This window comes from Bradyrhizobium sp. SPXBL-02, from assembly GCF_051853065.1.
Lineage (GTDB): Bacteria > Pseudomonadota > Alphaproteobacteria > Rhizobiales > Xanthobacteraceae > Bradyrhizobium.
The window spans coordinates 611,402-636,238 of record NZ_CP182474.1; the positions used below are offsets into that span (position 1 = coordinate 611,402).

A 24,837-nucleotide genomic window follows, 5' to 3' on the forward strand; every position below is an offset into this window, starting at 1 on the left:
GGTAGTGCTGGAGCAATTTTCCTTCCAGATCCTCTCCCTCCGCCAGTCCCCTTTTTCGAACCCCCTCTCCCTGCCAGTCTAAGTTTCTACTGTCGCTGATTTCCCGAGCTTTTTGACGCTGAACCGTACTCAGCAAATTAGGTCTGTAGCCGAAGCCTGCTCCATCGCCCTGCTTTCTCCAAGCCTCTGTACTTTCCGAGCGGCTAACGGACGATAAATGCCTTGAAAATCAAGCATTTCAGTTGTCGGAAAAGCAGAAGAATTCGTTTCTTACTTGCCTGGCAAGACCGCCAAAAAATCCAGTCGTCCATTTGGATTTTATACAACGCTCGTTTTGGAATCCCTCGGATTCCGTTTTGCATGGGGTTTTGAACGAGCTTCGTGGTTAGCGCCGATGAAGGCGGGCGCGAATAGGCCGTACGGCGCAGTAGCCGGCGATAGTTCGGGCCAAGGAGGGGCAACACGACATTTTGGGATTGCACGCCGCCAACATTCAATCAAGACTGCCGAAGGGCGAGCGGGCAGGGGCTCATGTTAGCTGTTTCAGATTACGCAGCCATTTCTCATCGGCAGGACGCATTTTCTGGATCGTACATAAGCGCGATTTGCGCTGCCGCAGGGTGCGGAGTTGAGGCCGTCACCCTAGACAACGACAAGGTTGACTACCTTGTGCGCTCGCGCGTGCAAGGAAAGATTTTGAACAAACCGCAAATCGACATTCAAGCGAAGTGCGAGAGGAGCGGTATGGCCACGAGCGATCCCATATCATACTCTTTGGACTTGGATACCTATGACGCCTTGAGAGACGTAAAGGTCTGCATTCCTCGCATTTTGGTTCTGGTGCTTGTCCCTGACGATGTTCAAGAGTGGATCATGCAGTCCGAGCACGCTCTCCTGCTTAGGCACTGCGCGTATTGGGTTTCCCTGAAGTCGATGCCATCGAGCACTAACACCGCGACTCAGACAGTTCATATATCCAGAATGAACGTTTTCGGCCCACAAGTCTTGCAAACGATGATGGCCAAGATAGCTGATGGGATCGAGCTATGAGGGCTTCTATAAAGGACCAGCTTGCCATTGGCGCGATCCGGCATCTCAACGCCATTGGATATCTGCGAGCCCACGGCTGGGAGCGCTTTGGAGAAGCATCAGGGCGGCCGTTCACTGTCTGGCACAACGCCGCACATCCCAAAGCGGAGATAATCATCCCGGCGGATCGAAGTGCAGCCGACTATACATTGTTATTTCGCGAAGCTCTCCGCGAGCTTGAGGCTGTCGAAAATCGCTCACAGCTCGAAATCCTCCGCGACTTGTACAACTCTGGTTTTGATATTGTCCGACTGGCGTCTCAATCCACACGCACGGCGGATGGCACTGTCGACATCGAGGAGGGGGTCTTGCTGTTCGAACGGGCTAGAGACACGCTGTATGCGGCAGCATGTTCGACGGTGAAACCCCAAGCCGTCTTCCATTCTCGGCGCCCACAAGCCGCTAGTGACTATATGAGGAAAGCAAAACTAGGTCAGACGGAACATGGGAGCTATGTGCTCACCCTTCTGTCACCGGTTGCACCGCAGTTGACACCACACAGCGACACGGACCTCTTTCCTGAGGAGCCCTTTGAGCGGCGAGTGGTCCAGACGTTGGCGCGGTCCGTGCACCTCGCGGTCCGCGCAGCGGAAAGCTCAGTCACGGGAGCTGATTTCAGTCCCTTTCAAGAGGCCGTTGCTAGCGGCGTTAGCGCTAATCTTTGCGAGGGCATAGCTGGCCTCTTTGCTGCGGCCGACCCAGCCTCCGTTGAACTTTCCGTCTCGTGGGCGCTAAATCGGCCCACACCGAATGAGGTCCATTCCCGCACCCTCATAAGCAGTGACATCGTTCCAACCCTTCAAGAAGCTGCACGGCTCTTTCGAGTATTTGACCGAGTTGAGAACTACGAGATCAAAGGGCCCGTGATTAAGCTGCAAAGAGAGGAGACGGCCTCCTTCGGTATGGTTACTGTGTTGGCCCCGGTAGAAGGAAAGTCGCGCAAAATTACTCTCGCTTTACTGGACCGCGACTACCAGACTGCTGTCATGGCCCACCATCAGCATCTATACGTTCGTGTGGTTGGAACGTTAGCGCGTGAAGGAAAGTCTTATAGGCTGGAAAACCCGGCCAACTTCGGCCTCTCGCCTGACGACGAAGATGACATTGACGAGGCCTGATGTTTGACGCGCTGAAGGCGCAGCCGTCCATGTATCGGCTTGGCTCTCAGCATGAAGGCTCTGCTGCAAAGGTAGTAGCGGCGTTGGTGAGCCAAGAGGATGAAAGGCCGTCTGACTTTGACGGCGTTGTCTACATACCGTTGAATGGAGGGTGCCATTGTGCAGAGAGCTGCGGGTGCTCTGAGGCGGGCTAGGCCCGGCGAAAGCCACTCAGAACCCAACCGATGGCCCCACCTAGGATCAGTAGGCCGAAAGGCGGCAGAAGGGTAACTAGCCAAGCTTCTTGCGCCTGATCACCTGCAGTACTGTATCTGGCGTCTATCGCTGTGAGAATATCATCGCGGGTGGTCGTCTCGACCTTTCCGCCAGGTCGTGTGGCTTCCTGCTTCAGCTCCACATTCAGGACATCAGCGAGGTCACGGCGTCTCATCGAGGTGTCTAGGGTGATCCGCTGACCGCTGCCCAATTCAATTTCGTATTTCGGTGCGCGCCATAGGCCCGCGTACGTTTGCGGCTTTGAGATTAGAACAGCGAGGCCTACCCACAGGACCGCGAGAACAACCCAAGCTCGAAAGAACCCCTTACGCCACGTCATGCACGCCAGTCCCAACAACGACCTCTCGTGAGGCTCTTTACGGAATACAAAACCCTGCTACAAAAGCAACGCAGAAGTTCCTCTGATTTTTTCAATGCTGAAGTCGATGGTTCTCGGTTCCCACCCAACTGTACCTAACTTGCGCTCGAACTCCGTTTGCTAGCCAGCACATTATGTCAAAAAAGCTTTTCGCAGTGAGCTGAGGCCGTGACCACACCTCTGCGAGCCCATCTTGCTCTCTGCACTTCAAAAACGGAAGTGAGTTCGTTGTGCGGGCCAGTCCGCGGGGAATGGTTTCAGCAACGATTTCAGCTCAAGTGTTTTGCTTTGCCGACCGTCCAAAATGGACTGGACCAGATCCGGAGCGAGCAGGGTAAGGCGGAGCACCCTGCAGACGTAGGACTCGTTAACTGCCTCACGTTTGGAAAGCTCTGCGGCCGAAGAATAATGTCCAATCTCGATGAGCCGGCGCCATCGATGCGCTCTCGCGAGAGCAGCAATCAGACTGTTGCTTGGGCGTGATCGAGGAGCAGTCCAGTCCTCTACTCCCGCAGGAACCACGATTTGCTTCCGGCCGCCGCTCTGCCGGAAGTCGACTGGGATGCTAACAACGAGCTCGCTTCCGTCGCGGCTGAGCCGCACATTCTGTTTCGGCTTGTTTGTCATGCGGCCTCCGCGAGCGTCCCGCTGGCCTTGAGATCCGCGGCCAGCGTCGCGAAGCCGTCCACCCGAAGATGCAGATCGACCTTTGCAGCCGCGACGACGACCTTAGCCACAACGAGCTGGAGGATGCGGGATTGCTCCGCGGGGAATAATTCGCTCCACAGCTGATCAAAGTGGACGAGGGTATCGCGGACCCATCGCTCGGTCGTCCCGGGCGCGTGGATTCGCATTTTCTTCCAGGTCGCCACGATCAGCTCAGGGGAGGCAAGCACGCGGCGGATCTGGTCCACGACGATCTCCTCAATCTCCCCTGCGGGGACGCGGAAGGCCGCGCTGGATGCAGCCGCGCCTTTGATGGTTTGTTGGCTGACGTAATAGCGGTACAGCTTTCCCCGACGGCGAGTATGAGTGGGAGACATTGCAACGCCAACTGAGTCCAAAATCAGCCCCTTGAGCAGGGCAGGGGTCTGCGCCCGGTGCTTTGCGGCTCGCTTGCGAGGGCTCTCCTGCAGGATGGAGTGCACCTGGTCCCAAAGCTTGCGCTCGATGATGGCGTTGTGCTCGCCGGGATAGGCCGTACCCTTGTGAACCGCGTCCCCGATGTAGGTCCGATTGTTCAGCATTTTGTAGAGCACGCCCTTGTCGATGGCCTGGCCGTAGCGATTTCGGAGGTCCTTCTGCTTAAGCTCTCGGGCGAGGAGAGTGGCCGAGCCCAAAGTCACGAACCTGCGGAAGATCCACCGGATGGTCTCCGCGTCCTGGTCATTGATCACCAGCTTGCGATCTTTGACTTCGTAGCCGAACGGCGCCCAGCCGCCCATCCACATGCCCTTTTTGCGAGAAGCCGCGAACTTGTCGCGGATGCGCTCACCGGTTACCTCGCGTTCGAATTGGGCAAAGGAGAGCAAGATGTTCAGTGTCAGCCGCCCCATGGAGGTCGTTGTATTGAAGGACTGCGTGACGGAGACAAAGGTCACCGTGCGCCGGTCGAAAGCTTCCACCAGCTTGGAAAAGTCCATCAACGACCGCGACAGCCGGTCGATCTTGTAGACTACGACCACGTCTACCTTGCCGGCTTCGATGTCGGCCAAGAGGCGCTTGAGAGCAGGGCGCTCCAGCGTGCCGCCGGAGAAACCGCCGTCGTCATATTGATCAGGAACGAAAAGCCAGCCTTCCTGCTTATGGCTTGCGACATAGGCCTCGCATGCCTCTCGCTGGGCCTCCAGGGAGTTGAATTCCATGTCCAGGCCCTCTTCGCTGGACTTGCGGGTATAGACCGCGCAACGCAGCTTGCGGACGATCGGCTTGCTCATGCGGATGCCCGCTGGCTCTTTAGGCCAAAGAAGATCAGGCCATTCCACCGCGTGCCCGTGATGGCTCTGGCGACCGCAGAAAGCGATTTGTATGGCCTGCCCTGGTACTCGAAGTCGGCGTCGCGGACCGTTACCCGGTGCTCGACGCCCTTCCACTCCCGGATGAGCCGGGTGCCGCTGACGGGGCGGTCCGAATTTTTATGCCGGACGCGCTTGCTGCCCTTGGTTGGCAGGTCGGCCGCCAGGGCTTCCAGCCGCCGGACGGTGTCGGTTGACAGTCCACCGTACGCCAGCTCCTGGATGCGGTACGCCAACCGGCTTTCGAGGAAACGGCGGTTGTAGGGAGGGGGCTCCGAGCCGAACAGCTCGCGCCAGCGCGCCTTCAGCGTGCCCACGGGGGCAGTCTTAAGGGCCGAAATCTGCGCCAAAACGCCGCCGCTAGCCATCCGCCATTCTCCATTCCAAAGGCGCGGCATGTCCGCTCTGGTCGGGCGAGATGTCGAGTGAAACATCTCCCGTGTGGTCGGAAAATCCGCTTGCCTTTCGGGCCTGAATCCGGCTGAGGCCGAGCGCCAAAAGTTCGGCAATTTCGGCAATTCGGTCGTCGGCGGAAGGAATGTGTGGAGATCCTGTGATCATCCGCACTGTTTGCAGATGATTCGGCGAGTTGTCCGGCGGTCAACCTCACCCGTTCTGGGCTAGGTTTACAGAAACCGATTCACGGCCTGCGGACGAACATGTCTAACCATCACTTTGCGCCAGGACCAAACGCAGAAATCGAGCCGAAGGGCCCGCAACATGCGTTCGAAGGAGCAGTAGCTTTACTGGCGCCCTTCGAACGCCGGCTGGAGGCGCATGCCCCAGCGGATGCACGAGAGGTGATGGCGGCACAGGATCCCCGCCTTTTGGCCTGTGCGGAAGTCCACAGTTTGGCGGAGGCGCTCAATAGTGCGCTGTATCGGGCTCGTCAGGCACCAAGGGTCAAAGACGTCGTCGCCGAACTCGGCCAAGCCCGAGACCGTCTTCGCGAAGCCAATTTGGCGATTGTCTCACTCGGAGAATGGTCCCGCTTCCATCTCCGAACGCCTTCCGAACTTCATCGCGATGGTGTCGAGCCTCGATGGCTGCCGTCCTACGAAGACGGAAGTGCCGGTGAATTCGTTGGACTATCCTCCCGCATAGCCGACCAGATGGAGGGGGTTGTCGGCAAGTTACAAACGATGTTTGGCGACGGTCAGGTCGCTGACCGAGGTGGCGCTCAGAATTATGAAGAGCGATTTCTTGGCCCGGTGAAGAACAGGTTCATTCGAGAGGCCTTCGAAGTATTCGATGCCTATCACCCGGGAAGTGGCAGTTCGTCAGAAGGCTCGCCGTTTTTCTGCTTCGTACACATGGTCTACGAGTTCGCGACCGGCGAGCATGACGAAGACAAGATGGCCCTTGGATATAAACTGCGAGAGCTGATTAGCGCGCTGCACGGTTATAGCCGTGCCAAGGCTGAATATTGGAACATTGAGCTGATGCTCAACTCCAGTGGCCAGGACGACGCAACCAGGGACGATCTCGAAAGGCGCCAAAGGAAAGCAAAGAGGGAAATGGAGCTGCACGAAGGGAAGTTCGTCCCAGCCCTCGCTCAAAAAGGCCTACCTCCTCAAAAAACCGGCAAGTAGGCCGCGGGCGCGAATCATTGGATTGACGGCCTCCTTCGACCTCGTTTTCGAGGTGGAAGGAAGCACGATGAATAGTCGGGAAAGGGAAGGGGCCGGGAAGCCCGGCAGCAGCATGGCGGCCGCGGCGCTGGCGAACGCGGCGAAGGGCTGGCCGGTTTTCCCGTGTCATCCCGAGACTAAGCAACCTCTCGTCAAGGCAGACGCGGATCCGGTCACCGGCAAAGCCATCCCAGCGTCCGGCGGCCTCAAGAAGGCCACTACTGACAAGGCGCAGATTGAAGCTTGGTGGCGAAAGTATCCTAACGCCATGATAGGGGTGCCGACAGGCACGCCCATAGGCGCCTTCGTGGTCGATATCGACGCCGGAACGGATAGCAAGACAGGCGAGGTCTATGACGCCGTGGAAATCCTCGGTCGTCTCGAGGCCACGCTGGGGTGCCCGCTGCCGCCGACAAGGGTCTGCCGCACTCCGCGCGGCGGTTTGCATCTGTACTATCGATTGCCCGAAGGTGGCGCGGCGATGCCACGCAATCGTGCCGGCATCTTGAAGCGGGTCGATGTGAGAGGGGAGGGCGGATACGTCATTGTTCCTCCTTCAGTTCGGTCTGACGGCTTCGGCTATGCTTGGCAAAGCGAGGAGGATGCTGCTGAGGCCTGGGCGCCGGCCGAACTGCTGGGCTTTTTGGCGGCACCAGTTCGGCACTACAGGGCGCCCCAAACCGCCGGTGCTTCGTCTAAGGAGGCCTACGGGTTGAAGGCGCTCGCCGATGAGATTAGCGCCTTGCGAAACGCGGCCGATGGGACTCGCAATGAGACGCTGTTTCATAGCTCCATAAAGCTGGCGCAACTTGTAGCCTCCGGGCATCTCGACGAAATAGTTGCCCGCTCTTCCCTTGAGGCCGTTGCGGGGCAGTGGCCAAATCTTCAAAAGTCAAAAACGACCATTGCTTCAGGCTTTGCGCGCGGTCTCGCGGAGCCGAGGTCAGTCGCGACGCGCGGAGCCAAAAATCGGCCTGCTGGGCGGGTTGCTGACCTCGCGCCGGCGGCCCCGAAGATTGCCGCCTCTATTCTCGCGCGCCTCGGTTTGGATGAGGATCACCAGATTCAGCTCGACGGAGAACTGGCTCAGTGTCCCCTGACGGACCTAGGCAATGCCGAACGCTTTGCCCGCCGGATGCAGGATCGGCTGATGGCGGTACCGACGCGGGGGTGGTTTCAGTGGGACGGCTGCCGATGGACGATGAATGGCGCGGAGGACGCGGCGCGAATTGCAGCGCAGTACGTGGCGCGATCGATTCAGCGCGAGGCGAGTGCGCTGTCCGGAAGCGATGAAGACACGGTGGTCGAAGTTCGCTCTCCTGGTGCCAAATGTGAGCGGGAGATCAGGTTATCCGACAAATTGAGGGATTGGGGTCGAGAGACAGAAAACGATCGGCATTTGACGGCATTGCGCAAGCAGGCCGAGCCGATGATGGCGGTCGACCAGGCGCGGCTCGACGCGGATCCCATGAAGATCAACACAAAGAATGGGACGCTTAAGGTCAATCGCAACTGCGGCGACGAGGATCCGATTAGCTTTTATGAGCATGATCCCGCTGATCTTATTACGAAGGTTATTGATGCCGAGTACGAGGCAAGCGCGACGTGCCCGGTGTACGATTCCTTCCTCAAGAAAGTGCAGCCCTCGGCAAGAGTTCAGCGCTTCCTGCACCAATGGGCTGGACTCGGGCTCACGGGCGATACGTCAGAACAGAAGCTGCTGTTCTTCTGGGGAAAGGGACGCAACGGCAAGACGACGCTGGTGGAGGCGTGGGCGTCGATTTACGGCGACTACGCGTGCTCGCTTGCCGTTGAAACCTTCATGGACAATGGCAGGGGGCGAAGCGGAGGTCAGGCCACACCGGATCTCGCGCTCCTTCCGGGAATTAGGTTCGTCCATACTGATGAGCCGGCGCGCAACGCGCGCCTGTCGGAGAGCCACGTCAAGCTTCTGACCGGAGGCGACACGATCCAAGCCCGGGAGCTGAACAAGGGCTTCTTTAGCTTCAAGCCGCAGTTCAAGTTGACGATGTCGGGCAACTACCGGCCGAAGGTGGACGGTGGCGAGGCGTCTCAGGGCACGTGGCGCCGCCTGATCATGGTGCGCTGGGCAATAACGGTTCCCGAGCAGGAGGTTGATAGACAGCTATCGGCAAAGCTAAAGGCGGAGGCTTCCGGCATCTTAAACCGGTTGCTCGATGGCCTTCGCGATTGGATCGACCACGGCCTGCTCGTCCCCGAGGAGATCAAGGAAACGACAGAGGAGTATCGCAGCGACAGCGACGTCCTTGGTCGCTTCCTCCAAGAATGCACCATGCGGGCGGAGGGGCAGCGCTTGTCTAACGCAGAGCTCCATAACCTGTTTGTCGTTTGGAGCAGGAAGAACGGGGAGCGGCCGTGGACAAAGAAGAGTTTGACCAGCGCGATGAAGGAGCGCGACTACGAGCAGTCCCGAGGGGAGGAGCGCTATTGGAAGGACATCGTCGCCACCAAGGCAGTGGGTGACTTCGCGGTTAGCGCCTCGGCTGAGGACGATTTAGAGGGTGAGGAGGCCGAGAACGACAGTTGAAAGTGTCGGGAAATGCGAGCGTCCAGGAAGTGTCGGGGCTAAAAAAGCTCGAGAAAAGTGGGGCTTCCCGACGGTTTCGACACTTTCGACACTTCGTTGCACAAAACTGCCTAAGCGCGCGCCCGCGCGCGCAGGAAGGGCTGGCTCAGGACACCCAAGTGTCGGAAGCGTCGCGCAGGTTCGCTGTCAACCGGTGTCAACCTTGTCAACCCTGTCAACCTAACTTTTGGAGTGCTCCGGCTAGCGAGACCAAGGGGTGCGAATTACCCGCGGTTGCTCGGGAAGCCAGAGGGACCCGTGAAACAAAGAAAGGCCGACCGCGACCAAGCGATCGGCCCACTGGATGCAGCAGAGTCTCGAAAGGAAACATTCAAGGAGGGGGAGCGGCAGTGCCTACCAGGCATGGCCGCACACCCCTGAGTCGGCTCACCAGGCCGGCTTTTGCTGACCTGTCGCCGACGCGTCGCATGGTCAGCTTGTGACCCTGGCTGTGTAAAAACGCGAGAGATCGAAAGCCGGCTAGAATTACATTCTTCAGTTCGTTCTCTAAGTTGAATGCGCTTGCGAGGTTGACCGCTAAAGCGGTCTTGAACGAATTACTTATTCTATCGTCGTCAAGCGCCCTGGCGTTTTCACACAGCCAAGACCCACAGCGGACATCATAGCAACCCTCACAACCGCAGCGATGAGCTTCAATCTATTAGTTCGGTCCCAATTGCGACAGCGCTGTATCGATGGCAGACTGCAGCTCTGCCAGCAAACAGGGCTTCCTCACGACGGCAGTGCCCCTAAAGGCATCAGGCACGCCGGACGATCCGTACCCACTGATGAAGAAAAAAGGCTTGCCTCGATCAGCAATTGCCGACGCGATTGGCTCGATGGTGTCGCCGCCGATGTTGATGTCCAAGATCGCGAGATCGAATTCAGCGTCGCGTGCGAGGGCGGCGCCTCTCTTGACGTCGCCCGCTTCCGCGACCACCGAATGACCTGCCTCTTCGATCATGTCGGCCAACATCATTCGAATAAGGGCTTCATCTTCTATCAGGAGGACCGAAGCAGGCACAGATCGCTGACCTCAGGCGGGACCCGTCTGCTGCGAGCCGGCATTCAAGAGTTGGGAAACAGCCGCAACGACTTGCGCTGGCGCAAATGGCTTTTGAAGCAGAATGCTGTTTGGGACACCAAGTACAGGCCACTTATCCGCGGCGCCGCCGGTCATGTAAACCACGGGAAAATGCGGATCGATCTCCCTCGCCGCTCTTGCGACTTCCCAACCGTCGAGACGCCCTAGCAAGTTGACGTCGGTGACTAGAGCTCGGTAGGGCATGAGACCGCCCTTTAGAAGGGTCACGGCTTCCTCGCCCGTCTTTACCGTCGCGATCTGAAACCCTCCCTCAGTGAGGGCATCTTCAACGATAGCTTGGATCGCATCGTCGTCTTCGATCACCAGAATGATCGGAAGCTCTGTCACCACATCTTCCCCCTCTGTTCCATGTAACAAAGTGCACATAGCGTCCTTTGTTCCAGCGTTGGAACGGAGGGCGGACGTATTCCACCTCGCAAATAGGACAGGAACATTCGCGCAATTGCCAAGTTTTCCCGACGCCCTTCCCCAAGGGTGACCCGACAGGCCCCAGCTCAATGCCCCCCAATTGCCCCGCGAGCTGGGGCCTACCGGAACGAAGGGCAATTGTTGTAAGTTGATCCTCGGAATCACGCCTCGACACCGTGATGCCGACACAAGGCCTCAGCTGCGAGTCAGCCCGGTGCTGAGGCCTCTTTGTCGCCCGTTTCCATTTTTGTACTTATGCTCGGAACGTAAATTCGGTTCCTGAATCATTCTGTTGCTGGGAAACGCTAGGTTTCGGCGTTGCGATTAGCAGGTCGGACCAGAAGATTGACGCCAGGCACTCACAGAGAGCGCCCGAACGAATTGGGAACCAATACTAGGGCTTCAGTTGGCGGCCTTTTTCATTTTGCGAATGTCGCCAGCTGGCCCATCGGCGAAACTAGCGCTTCGCCGATCGATAGTCCGCTCGTTGAGAGCGGACCAGTTGCTCAACCCGAGTTGTTCGCTTCTGACCCTGCACACCGCGCAACGCACGCCGAACGAGCCGGACTTCATGTGACCATTGGCGTTGATCTACGCGGCGCGCTCCTTGTCTGACTGTTCCTCTACGGCGGTTTCTTCCAACTCCTTTTTGTAATTGCCCGCGAACCTCTCAATACTATCGGCCCATATCCTCAGCATTGAGACCTGAAAGCGCATGATTGGATTCAAGGCATTCATGCCGATTGCTGTCGCTGCGGTTATGCGTCTTTTTGGTTCGCGCGCGAACCGGTCTGAGTTAGCGGATTTGTCTGCCATGCCGCTCGCTCCTTCTTCTAGTGTTACTTGCCTGAAGCTAAGGTGACGGGTTGTGCACTGCGTGCTTCTAGACGTTCGGCCAAAATTTGATCTACCGCGAGTCTCGCAGATCGGTCGTCATGCAATTCGTCGAGTTTTTTCAAGTAAGCGACCGCCGCTATTTGCAAGCGATCGAAATCATCTTCGCCGGTATCGCGAAGATTAACGACGTAGCGATAGAGGGCTGAACGTCGAGTATCGTTCTCGCTGATGCCGTTGTGAAGCAGCAAGTAGCTCCGCCAAGCGAACGCACAGGCGCCTTCTATGGTCTGAGAAGTCATGTGCACCTCCCAAAGGCAGAGAAAGACTGACGAACCGTTTCGTTCCGCGGATCCCTGGGATGTAATATTGTTCCGTAGCTGCGCTGCAGGATGTTTTTGCAGTCGGGCGGCATCGATGCTGGCAGTCGGCCAACTGTCGATAAAGCGCATTCAGCCAATGCGATTGGGTTCGAACCGCCTTCGAGCGCACGCATTTCCAATGGGTGTGCCCGAACGATCGTGCGTGTGTTCCCCAGAAGAACGGCGCTGCGCTACGTGCACCGCGCTCACGATCCTTCAGAGTAGAGGTGCCGGCCCGCCTCCTCCGATGCGGGTGCTCCAGGTCAAACGGCTCGCGGTGCTGCGCTTGCCCGAAATTATCCTTTCGGCAGGCCTAAATCCTCGACGGCCCGGCCGCAGATTTCGGCGGGATCCTTGAGGCCGGTCTGACCGAGTTCGATGATCTTCTTGGCGATCAGTTCGGTCAGAGGGTCGTTGCGATCCTGCACGCCGATCCTGCGGAGCGCCTCTTCGTAGGCTCTCGAAAGCCGTGCAATCTCTTCAGGCCCCAGAGGTGAGTTTTGAAGTATTCGATAGATGGCCAACTGTCATCCCTCCGGCTCGGGGTAGCCTAGCACCGATGTGCTGTGGGAGCGTTGCATTCTTGCGGCAAATTTTAACTTCCGCACCCAGGCGGGGACAGTCAGAAAAGCGTCGCCAATGAGCAACGCCAAACCTCGTTGGGGAACGATAAGCGCGAGTGCCAAGTTTTCCCGGTGCCCCTGCCCCAACAGGTGAACGCCGAACTGGACCCAGCTCACAGCCCCCTTAGCCCCCGGAGCCGGGGCCTTTCTCGCGAGCTGAGCTTCCGTGAACGGTCGCTGAACATATCCGTCCGCGCCGGCAGCGGCGGAATCCTGGACGCCGGAATCCTGGACGCCGAGCGTCTTGCGCGGGGTTGAGATGGGAGGCGCGGCAGGCGACCTCTACTGATCCCGCTGCGTTCGTGGGGTTCGTCTTGATACGGGCCGTCGCCAGATAAGTAGCAACGAACGATGAACCTGTGGCGTGTTCTTGTCGTTGTCCTTGTCGCTACCCCCGCGGGTGGCGAGGTGGTTAGGAACCTGAGCCAAATGCCATGAAGGATCTCAGGGAAAGGTTCGAGAAGCTCCGCGCCGATGCTGCAGAGCTCGCCCTCATGAGCAGGCGGACGAGTGACGCGGGGAGGCGAGATCTGTTCGGACGTTTGGCAGAGGAACTTGCAATTGAGGCCCTTGAGCTTGAACTGTTGATCAAGCAGCAGAACTCAAGTTCGGACTTTATTGAGCCGGAAAAGGTGGTGCCTCTTGGAACCAGGTCTCAGCGAGAGTGACGCCCCTGCGGTCGCGCTGCCCCACGTAACGACGCTGACCTAGCTGCATGTTCGCGCTGCACCTGATGAATCCGCCAATTAAATTCGGGCAAGGCAACATACGATTCACATATGTTGATGCTGGAACAACGTCGGCGGATTTCAGTCGAGATTGCATCATTTTCCCGATTGGTCCACCGGCGGGCCACGATCCAAGTTTACTCCAAAGCTTGGTTGGGGGTTACACGACATGCGTGAACACCATGGTCTCGCGGTTGACGCCGCTGTGCTGCATGACCGTCTGGAACAGCTCACGTCTCAATTATCGGAATTGGAAAGGCTTCGCGCCCTCGTGGTTGAGGCGGAGCGGCGCGCAGAAAAGTGGAGCATCGAAGGGGCCTTTTCCAGTGGAAGCAACAACTCTCCTAGACCTTGGTCGCCTTCCAGACACCGCTGCACCTGGTAGCGCCGGAATAGCCACTCCAAGATCCCGTTCCACTTGTCGGCGCCAATCTGCCGGCGCCCGAGGCATGCTTGTCCTGAACGGTTACTGAAGCGCGCACTGCGCCAGTTCTCGATACGCGCCCCCGAAATCTGACAAGGTTTGGATGAGAGATGTTGCCATTCGAGATGTTCACGTCGAAATGGTAGCTTGGATCGCAAGACCCGGACCGCGTCTCGAAGATCAGGTGCCACGCACCGTCGAAGGCCTGTATCGGATAGGAGCGGGCCTCGGCGTAACCGGCATAGGCGAGGGTTAGACAACCCGCCGTCAAGTTAGCAACTAATCGCATCATCGTCGTCGCCTCAAACCCTGGGGTGAGTCTCGCTATTCTCCGCTGGTCAAAGGAGCGCCCTGCGGCCCCAGTAGCTTGAGAGCGGTTTCAATCTTGGCGAGCAGCGCCTGAATTTCAATTCGCTCATTGGGACCGGGGTGGGCTTCGAGTCGCGCCAGCAATTGCTCTGTCTGTACTATCAGTTTGCAAGAGCTGACATTGGTTCGCCCAAGATTGCCAGCGAAAGGGCCGCTCGAAGAGCGGCCCTTTGCCTGGTTCACCAGCTTCGGGTGCCGAAGCTGAAACCGATGCTCGGGCCACCGCCATAGTAGCTGTAGCCGCGATCGTAGTAGCCGGGCCCGCCATAGTAGCCGTAGCTCCGGCGAACCACGTACCCGTCGTCCCCGCTGTAGTAGCGCTGAACATAGCGAGGGCCGCGGGTCCGGTAGCAGCGGCCATACTCGTTGCAGACGAGCCGGACTTGCTCCGTGTTGGAGGAAATCTCGGTCGAGCCGAGGGCGGTCGGGTTGAGCGGGGCGGCGATCGCTGCCGACCCCAGAAGGGACGCGGCGAACAGTCCGAGTGCGATGGTCTTCATGGATGCTCTCCTTCCTTGGCGAGATCAGTCGATCTCTTCGATGATGCGACGCTCACGGGGTTCGACGATGTAGGTGCGGCTGTCCCGGTTGATGTACCGGTACTCGCGCAGGGTCGGAGCATCCCGGTACACCTCTTCCGGGAACGCCTCGATCTCGACGCCCTCCGGCACGCGCTCTCCGGTCCGGATTTCGGTCCGGACCGAGCTGCCCGTGGTCACCCGCTTCTCGCGCTCGACCGGACGCGCCTTGGCGTGCTTGCGGACGACTTCGCGATCGCGGTCAGTGAACGTCGCCTTGCGCTGCTCCGTCCGCGCCGGTGCGCCGGCCGTCGAACGGCCGGAGTAGGGCAGGACTGTCACGATCTTGTAGGTCGATGGCTCGACGATGACGATCTCGTCCTTCACCAGGACGAAGTTGTAACCGCGGTACTGCGGCACGATCTCGACGACCTCGGCCGGCAGCGGCTGCAGGCGGACGTCGCGCGGGACGACGGTGCCCACCGACAAGGAGAAGTTCACGTTGGTGAGCGGCTGCACGTTCAGGTGCGAAATCGACGCGCTGATGCGGGTCCGCTGCTGATCGTTGAGGTTCACCGACGCGTTCACGTTGGTGTTCGACGAACGATCCGCCGTGTTCTGCTGATTGTTCGGCTGCTGCGCCGTATTGGTCGAGTCGCTACCCGAGGGCGACTGCGCCTGATTGCTTGAGGACGACGGGTTGGCGCTCTGCGTCTGATTGTTCGTGCTCGACGGCGAGTTGGTCTGCGCCTGGTTGGAAGGCGTCGTGGCCTGGCCGGACGGCTGGTTGGTCTGAGCCTGGTTGGTCGAATTATTCGAGGACGGCGCCTGCGCGGTGCCGCTGCCGGAATTGGACTGTCCCGCAGCAGTCTGCCCCGTCGACGGCGGAGACTGTGTCTGGGCGGAGTTCGTCGAAGGACTGATCTGCGAGGATCCGGACGAGGTGTTGTTCGTCGGGGAGGACGCGGACGACGATGGCGTCGAGGTCGATGATGAATCCTGACGCTGGGTAGCGGTGGGATTGGAGCTCGACGAGCTCGGCGAAGATTGAGCGAAGGCCGAGGTCGCGATCGCGACTGCAGCGGTTGTTGCCAAGAATAAACGCTTGTTCATGTAAAATCTCCCGAATGCGAACGTCGAATAACCCGAAATGTCGCTTTCGGTTCCGTTTCGGGAAAACTTGGCAACGGGGATCGAATCTTCCGGAAGCCGGAGGATCACTGCTGTAGCGAAATGGCACGACGGCTCGAGAAACGGAACAACCGGAACTTCGACAACGAATTCTTGTTGGCAGTGACTACTTGCCAACTCTGAGGAGGACATCATGAAGAAGCTGATCGTGTGCGGTGCGCTCGCCGCTTTCGCCCTCGGCACCCAGGCCGCCAGCGCCGCCGAGTTCTACATCGTCCGCGACGCGACCACCAAGAAGTGCACCGTGGTCGACACCAAGCCGACGACGACCACCACCACGGTCGTGGGCGACGGCGTCTACAAGACCAAGACGGAAGCCGAGTCCGCCGTGAAGACCACCAAGGTTTGCACCGAGCAGTAAGCGACATTCGCGGGCCGAAGAGGCCCGCGAAACTACTGACAGCAATTGGAGAATGCCCGTACTGATTCTGTGGGCCGTTCCTGCCGTCCTCGTTGTTGGCGGCGTCGGCTATTTCCTGGTTCATATGCACTAAGCTGTTGGCTTTCGCGCGCGAACGGCCCGTCCGGCACCCGGACGGGCCGTTTTTGTTTGGCCGACGTCATCGAGCCCCCAAAGGAAAAGGGCCTCCGATGGAGGCCCTCTATGCCGAGAACGGTACATCCGCTTAGTTGTAGTCCGAATACTTGAACTGCGGGAGCGCCTTCAACTGCTCCTTGTTGCCGCTCATGACGGCGTGGTCGGGGACCCAATCGTTGGCGGTGCGGGTCGTGGTGTTGGTCGAAGCCGCGCCGGTGGTCGTGTCGCGCGCAGTAGTGGTAGTGGTGCTGGTCGAGCTTGTCCGGACAGGCTCTTCGACGAACTTCAGCTTGTCCATGGAAACGGCGATGTCGTGCTCGCCCATTCCCAGGAAGCCGCCGATTCCGATGACCACCGCGTTGATCTTGCCGCTCTTGTCGACGAGCAGCTCGTTGATGTCGCCGAGCTTCTCGTTGTTCTCGTTGTAGACGTTCAAACCCATGAGCTTCGAGGCGCGCCAGTTGCCCTTGAAGGCCATCTTCGCGTCCGTCGTGTGAGTGGTTACAGCCGGCGCGGCGCGATCCGCCGGTTGGGTGGATTGCGCGAAGGCCGCGCCGCCGATCAGGGCAGTGCCAAGCAGGGCGACGGCAAGAATCCTTTTCATCGATCATCTCCTCCAAACAGCCAGCATCCAGTCTGATGCCGCGCCCCAACGCCTGGGAGTTCCACTTGTTCCCGATCCGTCGCTGGATGGAGCGGCGGCAAGGCTTCGTCGTGCGCCCAACTCAGGCGCTACGTCTTGCGATCAGCTCGCGATACCGGCTTTCGTACTCTCGCGCCATGCGGTCCGCTGCGAAGCGCTCTTCGAATCGGGCGCGGACCTTGCTTCTGTCCAGTCGAACGGCTTCCTTGACTGCTTCGATCGCCTCCGCCTCGCCGTCGACGATGAAACCTGTGACGCCGTCCTCCACGACTTCCGGCACCGATCCGGAGCGATAGGCGATCACGGGCGTCCCGCACGCCATCGCCTCGATCATGACGAGGCCGAACGGCTCCGGCCAGTCGATCGGAAACAGCAAGGCGGCGGCCCCGGCGAGGAATGCTTGCTTCCGGATGTCGTCCACCTCGCCGACAAGCTGAATCCCCTCGCCGTCGATCTCGGGCTCGAGCTTCTTCTTGAAGTAAGCCGTCTCGGCCCGGGGTATCTTAGCCGCGATCCGGAGTGGCATCCGGACGGCGCGTGCGATGCGTATCGCGGCTTCAGGCCCCTTCTCCGCGGTCAGCCGCCCGAGAAAAGCGAGATATGACCCGGATTCGTAGGAGGGGCGAAACAGGTCCTTTGGCAAACCATGCTGAATCGTCGCGATCCAGTTGGCGCCCGGAAGCGGACGGCGCTGGTTGTCGGAGATGGAGACGAAAGGGGCCTCGGCGAAGGCCCCCATCACGTCGGGCAAGCCGGGAAGATCCAGCCGGCCGTGCATCGTCGTCAGAAACGGCACGCCGGTCCTGCTCAACACCGGCAGCGGTAGCCAGTCGACGTGGGAATGAATGACGTCGAATTCGTGCGCACGTCCGGCGACGGCCTCGATCAGCAGCGAGCAGGCCGCGTTCGGGTCGACCCCCCGCCGACCCAGGCGCAGCGCGCGCGGCCACACCGCCTGGAGCTTGGCCTTCGTGCCGGAGTCGCCGCTTGCGAACAGGGTGACGTCGTGCCCGAGTTCAACCAACTCGTCCACCAGCCAGGCGATCACCCGCTCCGTGCCACCATACAGCTTCGGAGGAACGCTCTCGGCCAAGGGGGCAAGCTGGGCGATCCGCATCGATCAGCCCCCGAACACGACCCGCAAGCCGATCACGACTACCGCGGAGATGAGAAATGAAATTGCGAGGAGCGTCCAAGAGGGCCTTGTGCTTCCGCGGGCTACGCGCGCGACGAGCATCTTAATGGTCCCCAACATCCGCTCTGGAAGACCGCTGCAGGTACGCAATCCCGAAGCCGGCGAGTTCTTCGGTGTCGCTCTCGCGCTCCTCTGCTCTCCTTTGCAGATGGCGCTCGAGAAGGCAGCGCCTGCTGTCCTGCGGGTCGACGTCGGGGTGGCGCGCCCGGTAGACAGACCACGCTGTCTCGGTGGCGTTCTTCAGAACCACTTCGTCGACCATCTACACGCTCCCGCGACCAATTCAGTCGCTGGCAACTCGAAGCGTTGGGCAAAGTTTCCGTTCTTTCCCGGTCACCGTAGTCGACCGGAGTAGCGCGCATCAGCTCGCTTTGGCGCGTGCTCACGCGCGTGCCGCGCGGCGGCGCTGCAGACGTTGGCTCCGGCCGGAGCGCCTGGCGAGCAGAGGTGGGGACGCCGGGGCTTCATCGGAGGGCTCCGCTCCGGCCGCAGCGCTGTCCGTTGGCATCGCGCCGGGCTTCGCTTCCATGAATTCGAGCACGGCGCGCCCCTTCTCCGTGATGCGCCATCCGCCGTTCAGGCGCTCGACCAATCCTTGCGAGAAGATGTCGAGAGCGGGTACGCGAGCGGCGAGGCGCTTGGTCCGATCGGCCCAGTCGCGCCCGCTCGTCGCCAGAATCGCCATATCGCGCTTGAGGTCCGCCATGAGGGCGAATCCGTCGGGATAGCTCACCAGGATCTTGAGCACGGTGACCTGGAAGTTCAAACCCGCCTTCCTCCGCCTATCGCCAGGTCGTCGGCGCGTCCTGGAGGGCCTCGCGTCCCACTTGCTTCAGCCTCTCGGGCGAGGTGTCGCCGTTGGTAGCCGCTTCCAGGATTCTTGAAGCCACATGAGCGCGTGCGCCGGTTTGGTAGCGCGAGACGTCTTCGCAGACCTCGTCGAATACGGCGCGCAGAAGCGCGGTCGTGGCCGGATCGAACATGGGAACCCCCCAACGCGAGAAGAGATGAGCTTACTGCGAAAACGCTTTGCGGCGAATTCAACAGTGTTAACGTGACGACATGCGGCTATGCGCCCATCGAGCGCTTCCGCGACGCACCATGAACTGAACCCAGCTCAGGCCATCGTGCTGTGGTCCAAGCTCGATGCCTTCGAGCGAAGCTGCCCCGGCGCGAGCATCCATTGCCCGCTCGCCGCTGGGCCAGCTGAAACTATTGCCATTTTTTCCCGTTGTCGGAGGGGCGTTCGAACACGTGAAAGGATGCTCGATGAAGAAGATTGCAATGTCGGCGCTGATGGTCGGCGCCCTCGGCTTGGCCTCTGTGGCAACGACGGCTCCGGCCGCAGCTCACTGGCGAGGCGGATGGGGACCAGGCATCGCCGGTGGTCTGGTCGCGGGTGCCGTGATCGGCGGGCTCGCCTCCTCGGCTTACGGCTGGGGACCGGGTTACGGTTATTACGGTGGCCCGGGTTATTACAGTGCCGGCTATTATGGCGGCCCCTACGCCTACGACTACGATGAGCCGTATCGCTGGGGTGGCGGCTATACCACCACCTACTACACGGCGCCCGTCTCCTACGGATATCGCTATCGCCGCGTCGTCCGCCCGGCATACGCCTATTACCACGGCTCCTATCCGGTCGTTCGGCACCATTGGCATCGGCACTATCGACACTGGTGAGAGCGGCCCATCGAAGTCAACGAAGGCCGCATCCCAAAAAGGGGCGGCCTTCACCTTTTGCGCCCCCGCACTGATCACTACCATCCGCCTGCAAATGGATCGGCCCGCTCGAAGGCGAGACGTCTGTCAGGTATCCTTCTCTGTAGCTTTGCCGAGCGCTTCGGATGCGGCCGGACCGCTGCGGAGGCGCGAGTCGGCGCTTCTTTCATGACCTCCACGGAAGGTGCTGCAGGCATGGCGGCCATGGCTTCGTGCACCTGCTGCTGCGGTTGTTCAGGGATTGGATGGGTCTGCGCGATCATCGGCACATCGACACGTGGGCGCGTGTCGAACACGATCTTCTCGGGAAGACTCCTCGCCGAGGCGATCCGGATGATGGTCCTGTCCGGATCCGACGGGCCCGCGCGCTCGACAGGGGCCGGCAGGTATAGGTCGGCAGCGAAGAGGAGCGCCAGCAGCAGGGCGCCGACGAAGACGAAGTATCGGATGATCGGCATGGGCGGCCGCTCGCGAGGAAGGAATGAGGAATTCGGCGGGTCGGATTGGGTGGTGGGCCGCTTCGGCGACCCGCCTCAAAGGCTTAGTCGATTTCCTGGACGACCGTGCGGGTCGACGGATCGACCAGCATCACGCGCTCGCCCGAGTAGACGTAGCGGTATTTGGTGAGCGAAGGACCCCAATCGGCGGGCACCGCCTCGAGCTCGACCTCGCGCGGCACGGGCTGACCGACCACGATCTTCTCGCGGGTCTCAACCGGCCGCACCTTGTGCTCGGTGACGTAGGTGCGAATGTTCGTGCGGTATTCCGGCTCGATCTGCACGGCGGCAGCGTGGCCGGTGCCGGTGGTTGTGGTGACGACCGTGGACTGCGCCATCGCGCCGGTCGAGATCAGCGCAGCGGCCGCGCACGTCAGCATCAGCTTCTTCATGAAAATCTCCTGGCCGCAGGATGCGGCATGCGAGAACCCGCGAATGATGGCGAGGTTCCGATTTGCGGCGGACATTTGCTTGTTTTTCCCGAACGTGCTGCGACCGAAATCCCAGACAAGGGCGCGTGCGCGATCGTCCGGACCCTTCGGACGCCCGGAGCGTTGACGGCTCCGTGGCTGTTAGACGGAGGGTCCGACGTGGCGATGAAGGCGGGTCTCGGACGTGGCCTCATCACCGGCGCTTCCGACCACGATCCTTCCGGCATCGGCGCCTACAGTCAGGCGGGTGCCCAGCTGGGGTTCGGCACACAGTGTCTGGGGGCAGATTCGTGATCTACAGGCGCACCTGGTCGAGCTCCCGCAGTGACATCATTCCCGTCCTGCCAATTCGACGCGGGTATTGCGACGCAATTGATCCGAAGCAAACCAGGGTGCGTGGCGTGGTCGGTCAGCGGCCGACATATGCCATAACGTTAAATACGCGAATCACCCCCTACAGCTCGAAGTGTCAAACCGCGCCGCACGATCCTGACGGACAGACGACCACGAACCCACGCCTGCTTTGAGGCGGGAAAGTCGTCAGGGAGTCAAAAAAGACAATTGGCGGGCTCTCCGACAAATGTCCGCTACGGGCCCAGCAACGGATCTTTATTCGATAACCTCGTCGGCCCGAAGCAGTAGACTCGGCGGCACAGTCAGATTCAGCGCTCTTGCTGTTTTCAAATTCACAATGAACTCAAACCTCGAGGGGCGCTCCACCGGGAGGTCAGCTGCTTTCTCGCCTCGCAATATTCGATCAGCCAGTTGAACCGCACGAGGAAAATAGTCTCTCTGGCTGGGGCCATAACTCATCAAGAATCCGCGCCTTGCCGCTTCACCGAGGAACGAAAGTGTTGGCAGATTATTCTGCGTGGCGGCGGCAACAAATTTCTCTGCAACAGGGGTAATACCAGGGCCCGAGAGCTGGATGATCCCGGTGCGTTTTGGTCCTGCGATAGCCGAAAGTAGGCTGACGAAATCGTCGTTGACGCTAAATTCCAGGACACTCGTTTCGACCCCCAAGTTCTCGGCAACGCGGAGCGCCACGTCTAGCTGGCTTCTCCCCGCAGATGGTTGCCAGGCAAAAGCAACACGGTCCAAAGCTGGAACCGTCTCGCGCATGAGCTGAATCCACTTGGCGGCAAGGACAGGCGTATCCAGAAATAGCCCGGTGACGTTACCGCCGGGCCTCGCCACACTGCGAATTAGTCCCGCTTGGATGGGGTCAGTCTCCAAATCGATAGCCACTATTGGAATGTTTGAGGTCACGCTAGAAGCGGCGCGGACAGCTTGCGCTCCGACGGCAATAAGAACGCCGACTCCTTTGCCGATCAAATCTCGGACCAACTCGGGAAGTCGTTGCAATTCGCCTTCGCCGGAACGGGTCAAAACAGTCTGCCCTTCAACGTACCCGAGGCGACGCCACTCCGCCTGAAGCACTGAGAAGGTAATGTGATTTCGATTTGTCGTAACGGGATGTAGATAACCTATCTTTCCCTTTATAGGCTGAGCCCGAAGCGACCGAGGAAGATTTACTGCACCAAGAATGGCAATGACCAATAGTTCCCGTCGTCTCATACCTCGCCCCGAACTGCGTACTGGTTGAAACGTCACATTTGATCATGAACAGCAACCCAAGACTATAGCGAGTCGTCGCAACGAAGTTTTGCTACGGGTCGTGAGCGTCGTTTGGAAGGTCGGCCGATTGCCTCCGGCCACCCCGATAAGCCGACAACTGAGGACGCCGCCCGAACTTCGCATTCGAGCCATAACCAGACCTCAGGTTGTGGAAGCGCATCGGATGCAGACCCTGCGGCCGTGAAGATAGGACCGCACTGGCTCAGTCTAAGTTGGAACTGCCTCGATGACCTGGAAGTGCGAGCCTGCGCGAACTGTGCCGCGCATCTCAAATCCGGCCGTTCGACATAGCGCGGAATACTCGTCGTAGCTCCGTTCAAGCGCCCCGAGCATGACGAGCATATTGAGGTCGCTGAATTTCGAGATCGGCCCCTCGTTCGGCGCGTCCACCACACGTTCAATGAGGAGTAATCTGGCATCAGCGGTCATAGCGCGGCGGCATATCTTCAGGATAGAAATCGCTTCCTTATCGTCCCAATCGTGGATAATCGCCCGCATCACATAGGCGTCAGCCCCTTCCGGGATGGATTCAAAAAAGCTGCCTCCGACGATTTCGCATCTGTCGGCGACACCATGTTGGTTCAGAACTTCGGCCGCCTTGCCAACCACGTGCGGCTGATCGAACAGCGTTCCGCGCAGGCCCTTGTTTGCTCCGAGAATTCCCGCCAGCAGTTGGCCTTCACCACCCCCGATATCCGCGACGTGACGAAAGCTGCTGAAATCGTAGGCGGCGATAATAGCTTCGATCGCGCCGCGTGAATTGGCCGTCATGGCTCGGTTGAAGATCGCGTTCTCATCCGGGCGGGTGCTGCGATACTCCCATACGCTCTGACCGTTGAGATGCCGAAAGGCACTCTCGCCGGTGCGGACGCTGTGTTCAAGTTGGCCCCAGGCCTGCCAGGCATAAGGTCGGCCAACATATGCGGCCCAGCCGTCGAGTGGAGTCGGCGAGTCGGAACGAAGACACTCGCTCATCGGCGTGAGCGAGAACGTTTTGTTCTCGGCCTCATGGAAAACACCGACTGAAGCCAGCGCCCTCAAGAGCCGATAAAGTGTCCTCGGATGCGATCCGCTGAGTTGAGCAAGTTCGTTGCTGCCTAGGGGCCCGCGACTAAGGTGGTCGGCTATGCCAAGCCGGGCCGCCACGTGAATAGCCTGCGAGATCTGATAACCGTTAATCAGCCGCGTAAGATCCGACAAAGCATTGGTGGCCATGGTCTCACCTCCTGCTGTTGCCCCGCACACAGTAAAGATGCCTCGAGTACCAGACTTCCCGCCCAAACGGATGATATCTCAGAAATTGCGGTGCGCACCATCTAACACAACGAATCCTTTAGATTCGAGGACCGCGTAGGGTCAATCGCGTCGGTTTGGCTCGATTCAAGTTACGTCCGGCCTACCTCTGGCAGCCGACATATTCTCGGCCGTGGGATATGGCAGGGATGGGCCACGAGCCGACGTGAGCAATCGCGTCATGGCTTTCGCCTACTCGATGACCTCGTCGGCAAGGGCAAGTACATCGGGTGAAATTTGGAGCCCGAGCGCCTTGGCCGTTTTCAGATTAATCACCAGCTCAAACTTGGTAGATCGCATTACCGGCAGGTCGGCCGCTTTCTCGCCGTTCAGAACTCGGCCCACATAATTCCCTCCCTGACGAAGGGCATCAGTCAGATCGGTTCCATAGCTGATAAGTCCACCGTCTTCAGCAGCCTGCCTTGCCGTATAACTTGAGGGAAGAGCATGGCGAGAGGCCAGCTCAATAATGATATTTCGATTCGAATACAAGAAGGGACCGGAGCCTACGAGGAGCGCTCCTGCGCCGCGCTCCACGAGTGCTGTAATCGCGCTCTCGATTTCCTGAACATCGTTTACTTGCATCACCAATAGCGGCTGTCCCGTACTCTCCGCAGCGGCCTCAAGCTCTTGTCGCTCCGCGTCCGTCTGTGGCGTGTTTGGTTGGAGAAGAACGGCGATTTTCGTCGCGTTGGGTGCGATCTGATGTAGCAACGCCAGTCTCTTCGTCCCGATGGCGCCGGTGAAGAAGTTCACGCCGGTGACATTTCCTCCTGGGCGGTTAAGGCTCGCGACAAGGCCCTCCTTAACCGCATCACCTCCACCTGCAAAAACAATCGGAATGGACGCGGTCGCCTCCTTCGCAGCTAACGCGGCTATGTTGTCGCAAAAGATCGCATTGACCTTCCGTTGCACTAGTTCGGTCGCCAAGGAAGCCAGTCGGCCGTGGTGACCCTCGGCGGAGCGGTATTCCACTGTGACGTTTTGGCCTTCGATAAAGCCTTTGTCACTTAACCCCTGCCGAAATGCGGCCACGTGCTGTTCGGCACCAACAAAGGGGGCACTCCGCAGCCAACCGACCACGGCCATTCCAGGTTGCTGCGCCCATGCCCCGCGCGGCCACGTCACTGCCGCGCCTCCAACAAGCGTGATGAACTCCCGTCGTCTCATGGCTTCAGTCTTTCAAATCAAGGACCGCACCTTAGTATGGGAAGAACTGTGTT

Annotated in this window: 27 protein-coding genes and 1 pseudogene; 8 read left to right on the top strand and 20 right to left on the bottom strand. The window is 59.5% G+C overall.

Annotated elements, in window-relative coordinates:
- Positions 1–531 precede the first annotated feature (531 nt).
- Together ACNJYD_RS02815 and ACNJYD_RS02820 are read left to right on the top strand one after the other, a co-directional pair.
- Positions 532–1,050 carry a DUF4365 domain-containing protein gene (locus tag ACNJYD_RS02815; protein WP_439365280.1) on the top strand — a complete coding sequence of 173 codons (519 nt, stop codon included), beginning with the start codon at positions 532–534 and terminating at the stop codon, positions 1,048–1,050.
- A complete protein-coding gene (locus ACNJYD_RS02820; protein WP_439365281.1) occupies positions 1,047–2,207 on the top strand; it encodes a hypothetical protein in 1,161 nt (386 codons plus the stop codon). Before ACNJYD_RS02815 ends, ACNJYD_RS02820 begins: the two co-directional genes overlap by 4 nt.
- 1,257 nt (positions 2,208–3,464) lie before the next feature.
- On the opposite strand, the gene ACNJYD_RS02825 is transcribed toward ACNJYD_RS02820, so the two are convergent.
- From ACNJYD_RS02825 to ACNJYD_RS02835, 3 genes are read right to left on the bottom strand one after another with little or no spacing between them, the layout of a single operon-like run.
- Positions 3,465–4,778, bottom strand: a complete 1,314-nt coding sequence (locus ACNJYD_RS02825; protein WP_439365282.1) for a recombinase family protein — start codon at positions 4,776–4,778, stop codon at positions 3,465–3,467.
- Positions 4,775–5,224 (bottom strand): DUF2924 domain-containing protein, encoded by a 450-nt coding sequence (locus tag ACNJYD_RS02830; protein ID WP_439365283.1) that lies wholly within the window; start codon positions 5,222–5,224, stop codon positions 4,775–4,777. Before ACNJYD_RS02830 ends, ACNJYD_RS02825 begins: the two co-directional genes overlap by 4 nt.
- Positions 5,217–5,417, bottom strand: coding sequence for a hypothetical protein (locus tag ACNJYD_RS02835; protein WP_439365284.1), 201 nt, complete (start codon positions 5,415–5,417; stop codon positions 5,217–5,219). Before ACNJYD_RS02835 ends, ACNJYD_RS02830 begins: the two co-directional genes overlap by 8 nt.
- 98 nt (positions 5,418–5,515) lie before the next feature.
- Between ACNJYD_RS02835 and ACNJYD_RS02840 the strand changes: the two genes are divergently transcribed.
- Both ACNJYD_RS02840 and ACNJYD_RS02845 read left to right on the top strand, forming a co-directional pair.
- Entirely contained in the window at positions 5,516–6,448 is a 933-nt protein-coding gene (locus ACNJYD_RS02840; protein WP_439365285.1) for a hypothetical protein, read from the top strand.
- Between the two features lie 22 nt (positions 6,449–6,470).
- Positions 6,471–9,056, top strand: coding sequence for a phage/plasmid primase, P4 family (locus tag ACNJYD_RS02845; protein WP_439365286.1), 2,586 nt, complete (start codon positions 6,471–6,473; stop codon positions 9,054–9,056).
- A gap of 700 nt (positions 9,057–9,756) precedes the next feature.
- Here ACNJYD_RS02845 and ACNJYD_RS02850 read toward each other — a convergent pair.
- From ACNJYD_RS02850 to ACNJYD_RS02870, 5 genes are all read right to left on the bottom strand, one after another.
- Positions 9,757–10,074 carry a response regulator gene (locus tag ACNJYD_RS02850; RefSeq protein WP_439365287.1) on the bottom strand — a complete coding sequence of 106 codons (318 nt, stop codon included), beginning with the start codon at positions 10,072–10,074 and terminating at the stop codon, positions 9,757–9,759.
- A gap of 57 nt (positions 10,075–10,131) precedes the next feature.
- Positions 10,132–10,527: a response regulator transcription factor gene (locus ACNJYD_RS02855; protein WP_439365288.1), complete on the bottom strand. Its 396-nt coding sequence runs from the start codon at positions 10,525–10,527 to the stop codon at positions 10,132–10,134.
- A 672-nt stretch (positions 10,528–11,199) separates the two neighbouring features.
- Entirely contained in the window at positions 11,200–11,424 is a 225-nt protein-coding gene (locus tag ACNJYD_RS02860; protein WP_439365289.1) for a hypothetical protein, read from the bottom strand.
- A gap of 23 nt (positions 11,425–11,447) precedes the next feature.
- Complete coding sequence (locus tag ACNJYD_RS02865; RefSeq protein WP_439365290.1) at positions 11,448–11,744, bottom strand: hypothetical protein; 297 nt, start codon at positions 11,742–11,744, stop codon at positions 11,448–11,450.
- Positions 11,745–12,100: 356 nt separating this feature from the next.
- Entirely contained in the window at positions 12,101–12,328 is a 228-nt protein-coding gene (locus tag ACNJYD_RS02870) for a hypothetical protein (protein ID WP_439365291.1), read from the bottom strand.
- A gap of 533 nt (positions 12,329–12,861) precedes the next feature.
- On the opposite strand from ACNJYD_RS02870, the gene ACNJYD_RS02875 reads away from it, so the two are divergent.
- Positions 12,862–13,095, top strand: coding sequence for a hypothetical protein (locus ACNJYD_RS02875; protein ID WP_439365292.1), 234 nt, complete (start codon positions 12,862–12,864; stop codon positions 13,093–13,095).
- Between the two features lie 1,032 nt (positions 13,096–14,127).
- Here ACNJYD_RS02875 and ACNJYD_RS02880 read toward each other — a convergent pair.
- Together ACNJYD_RS02880 and ACNJYD_RS02885 are read right to left on the bottom strand one after the other, a co-directional pair.
- Positions 14,128–14,448 (bottom strand): hypothetical protein, encoded by a 321-nt coding sequence (locus ACNJYD_RS02880; RefSeq protein WP_439365293.1) that lies wholly within the window; start codon positions 14,446–14,448, stop codon positions 14,128–14,130.
- A 24-nt stretch (positions 14,449–14,472) separates the two neighbouring features.
- Positions 14,473–15,579 (bottom strand): DUF1236 domain-containing protein, encoded by a 1,107-nt coding sequence (locus ACNJYD_RS02885; protein WP_439367574.1) that lies wholly within the window; start codon positions 15,577–15,579, stop codon positions 14,473–14,475.
- Positions 15,580–15,790: 211 nt separating this feature from the next.
- Between ACNJYD_RS02885 and ACNJYD_RS02890 the strand changes: the two genes are divergently transcribed.
- The gene (locus ACNJYD_RS02890) at positions 15,791–16,018 is read left to right on the top strand and encodes a hypothetical protein (protein WP_038383553.1); all 228 of its coding nucleotides are present in this window, start codon (positions 15,791–15,793) and stop codon (positions 16,016–16,018) included.
- A gap of 265 nt (positions 16,019–16,283) precedes the next feature.
- Here ACNJYD_RS02890 and ACNJYD_RS02895 read toward each other — a convergent pair whose 3' ends face one another.
- The 5 genes from ACNJYD_RS02895 to ACNJYD_RS02915 form a co-directional block, all read right to left on the bottom strand.
- On the bottom strand, positions 16,284–16,799 hold the full coding sequence (locus tag ACNJYD_RS02895; protein ID WP_439365294.1) for a PRC-barrel domain-containing protein: 516 nt from the start codon (positions 16,797–16,799) through the stop codon (positions 16,284–16,286).
- Positions 16,800–16,920: 121 nt separating this feature from the next.
- Positions 16,921–17,955 (bottom strand): glycosyltransferase family 4 protein, encoded by a 1,035-nt coding sequence (locus ACNJYD_RS02900; protein WP_439365295.1) that lies wholly within the window; start codon positions 17,953–17,955, stop codon positions 16,921–16,923.
- A 121-nt stretch (positions 17,956–18,076) separates the two neighbouring features.
- Complete coding sequence (locus ACNJYD_RS02905) at positions 18,077–18,295, bottom strand: hypothetical protein (protein WP_439365296.1); 219 nt, start codon at positions 18,293–18,295, stop codon at positions 18,077–18,079.
- A gap of 120 nt (positions 18,296–18,415) precedes the next feature.
- Entirely contained in the window at positions 18,416–18,799 is a 384-nt protein-coding gene (locus ACNJYD_RS02910; protein ID WP_439365297.1) for a hypothetical protein, read from the bottom strand.
- Between the two features lie 16 nt (positions 18,800–18,815).
- The gene (locus tag ACNJYD_RS02915) at positions 18,816–19,016 is read right to left on the bottom strand and encodes a hypothetical protein (protein ID WP_439365298.1); all 201 of its coding nucleotides are present in this window, start codon (positions 19,014–19,016) and stop codon (positions 18,816–18,818) included.
- Positions 19,017–19,302: 286 nt separating this feature from the next.
- Here ACNJYD_RS02915 and ACNJYD_RS02920 point away from each other — a divergent pair, with 286 nt between their 5' ends.
- Positions 19,303–19,716: a hypothetical protein gene (locus ACNJYD_RS02920; RefSeq protein WP_439365299.1), complete on the top strand. Its 414-nt coding sequence runs from the start codon at positions 19,303–19,305 to the stop codon at positions 19,714–19,716.
- A gap of 77 nt (positions 19,717–19,793) precedes the next feature.
- Here ACNJYD_RS02920 and ACNJYD_RS02925 read toward each other — a convergent pair whose 3' ends face one another.
- Together ACNJYD_RS02925 and ACNJYD_RS02930 are read right to left on the bottom strand one after the other, a co-directional pair.
- The gene (locus ACNJYD_RS02925; protein ID WP_439365300.1) at positions 19,794–20,213 is read right to left on the bottom strand and encodes a hypothetical protein; all 420 of its coding nucleotides are present in this window, start codon (positions 20,211–20,213) and stop codon (positions 19,794–19,796) included.
- Positions 20,214–20,296: 83 nt separating this feature from the next.
- Positions 20,297–20,644, bottom strand: a complete 348-nt coding sequence (locus ACNJYD_RS02930; RefSeq protein ID WP_439365301.1) for a DUF1236 domain-containing protein — start codon at positions 20,642–20,644, stop codon at positions 20,297–20,299.
- 162 nt (positions 20,645–20,806) lie between these two features.
- Here ACNJYD_RS02930 and ACNJYD_RS02935 point away from each other — a divergent pair.
- Positions 20,807–20,950 (top strand): annotated as a pseudogene (locus tag ACNJYD_RS02935) (divalent metal cation transporter); the annotation flags it as partial.
- A 342-nt stretch (positions 20,951–21,292) separates the two neighbouring features.
- Here the strand turns inward: ACNJYD_RS02935 and ACNJYD_RS02940 are convergent.
- The 3 genes from ACNJYD_RS02940 to ACNJYD_RS02950 all read right to left on the bottom strand — a co-directional run bounded on the left by ACNJYD_RS02940 (position 21,293) and on the right by ACNJYD_RS02950 (position 24,703).
- Positions 21,293–22,072, bottom strand: a complete 780-nt coding sequence (locus tag ACNJYD_RS02940) for an ABC transporter substrate-binding protein (protein WP_439365302.1) — start codon at positions 22,070–22,072, stop codon at positions 21,293–21,295.
- Positions 22,073–22,528: 456 nt separating this feature from the next.
- Positions 22,529–23,536, bottom strand: coding sequence for a methyltransferase (locus ACNJYD_RS02945; protein ID WP_439365303.1), 1,008 nt, complete (start codon positions 23,534–23,536; stop codon positions 22,529–22,531).
- A gap of 270 nt (positions 23,537–23,806) precedes the next feature.
- The gene (locus ACNJYD_RS02950; RefSeq protein ID WP_439365304.1) at positions 23,807–24,703 is read right to left on the bottom strand and encodes an ABC transporter substrate-binding protein; all 897 of its coding nucleotides are present in this window, start codon (positions 24,701–24,703) and stop codon (positions 23,807–23,809) included.
- Positions 24,704–24,837: the final 134 nt, after the last annotated feature.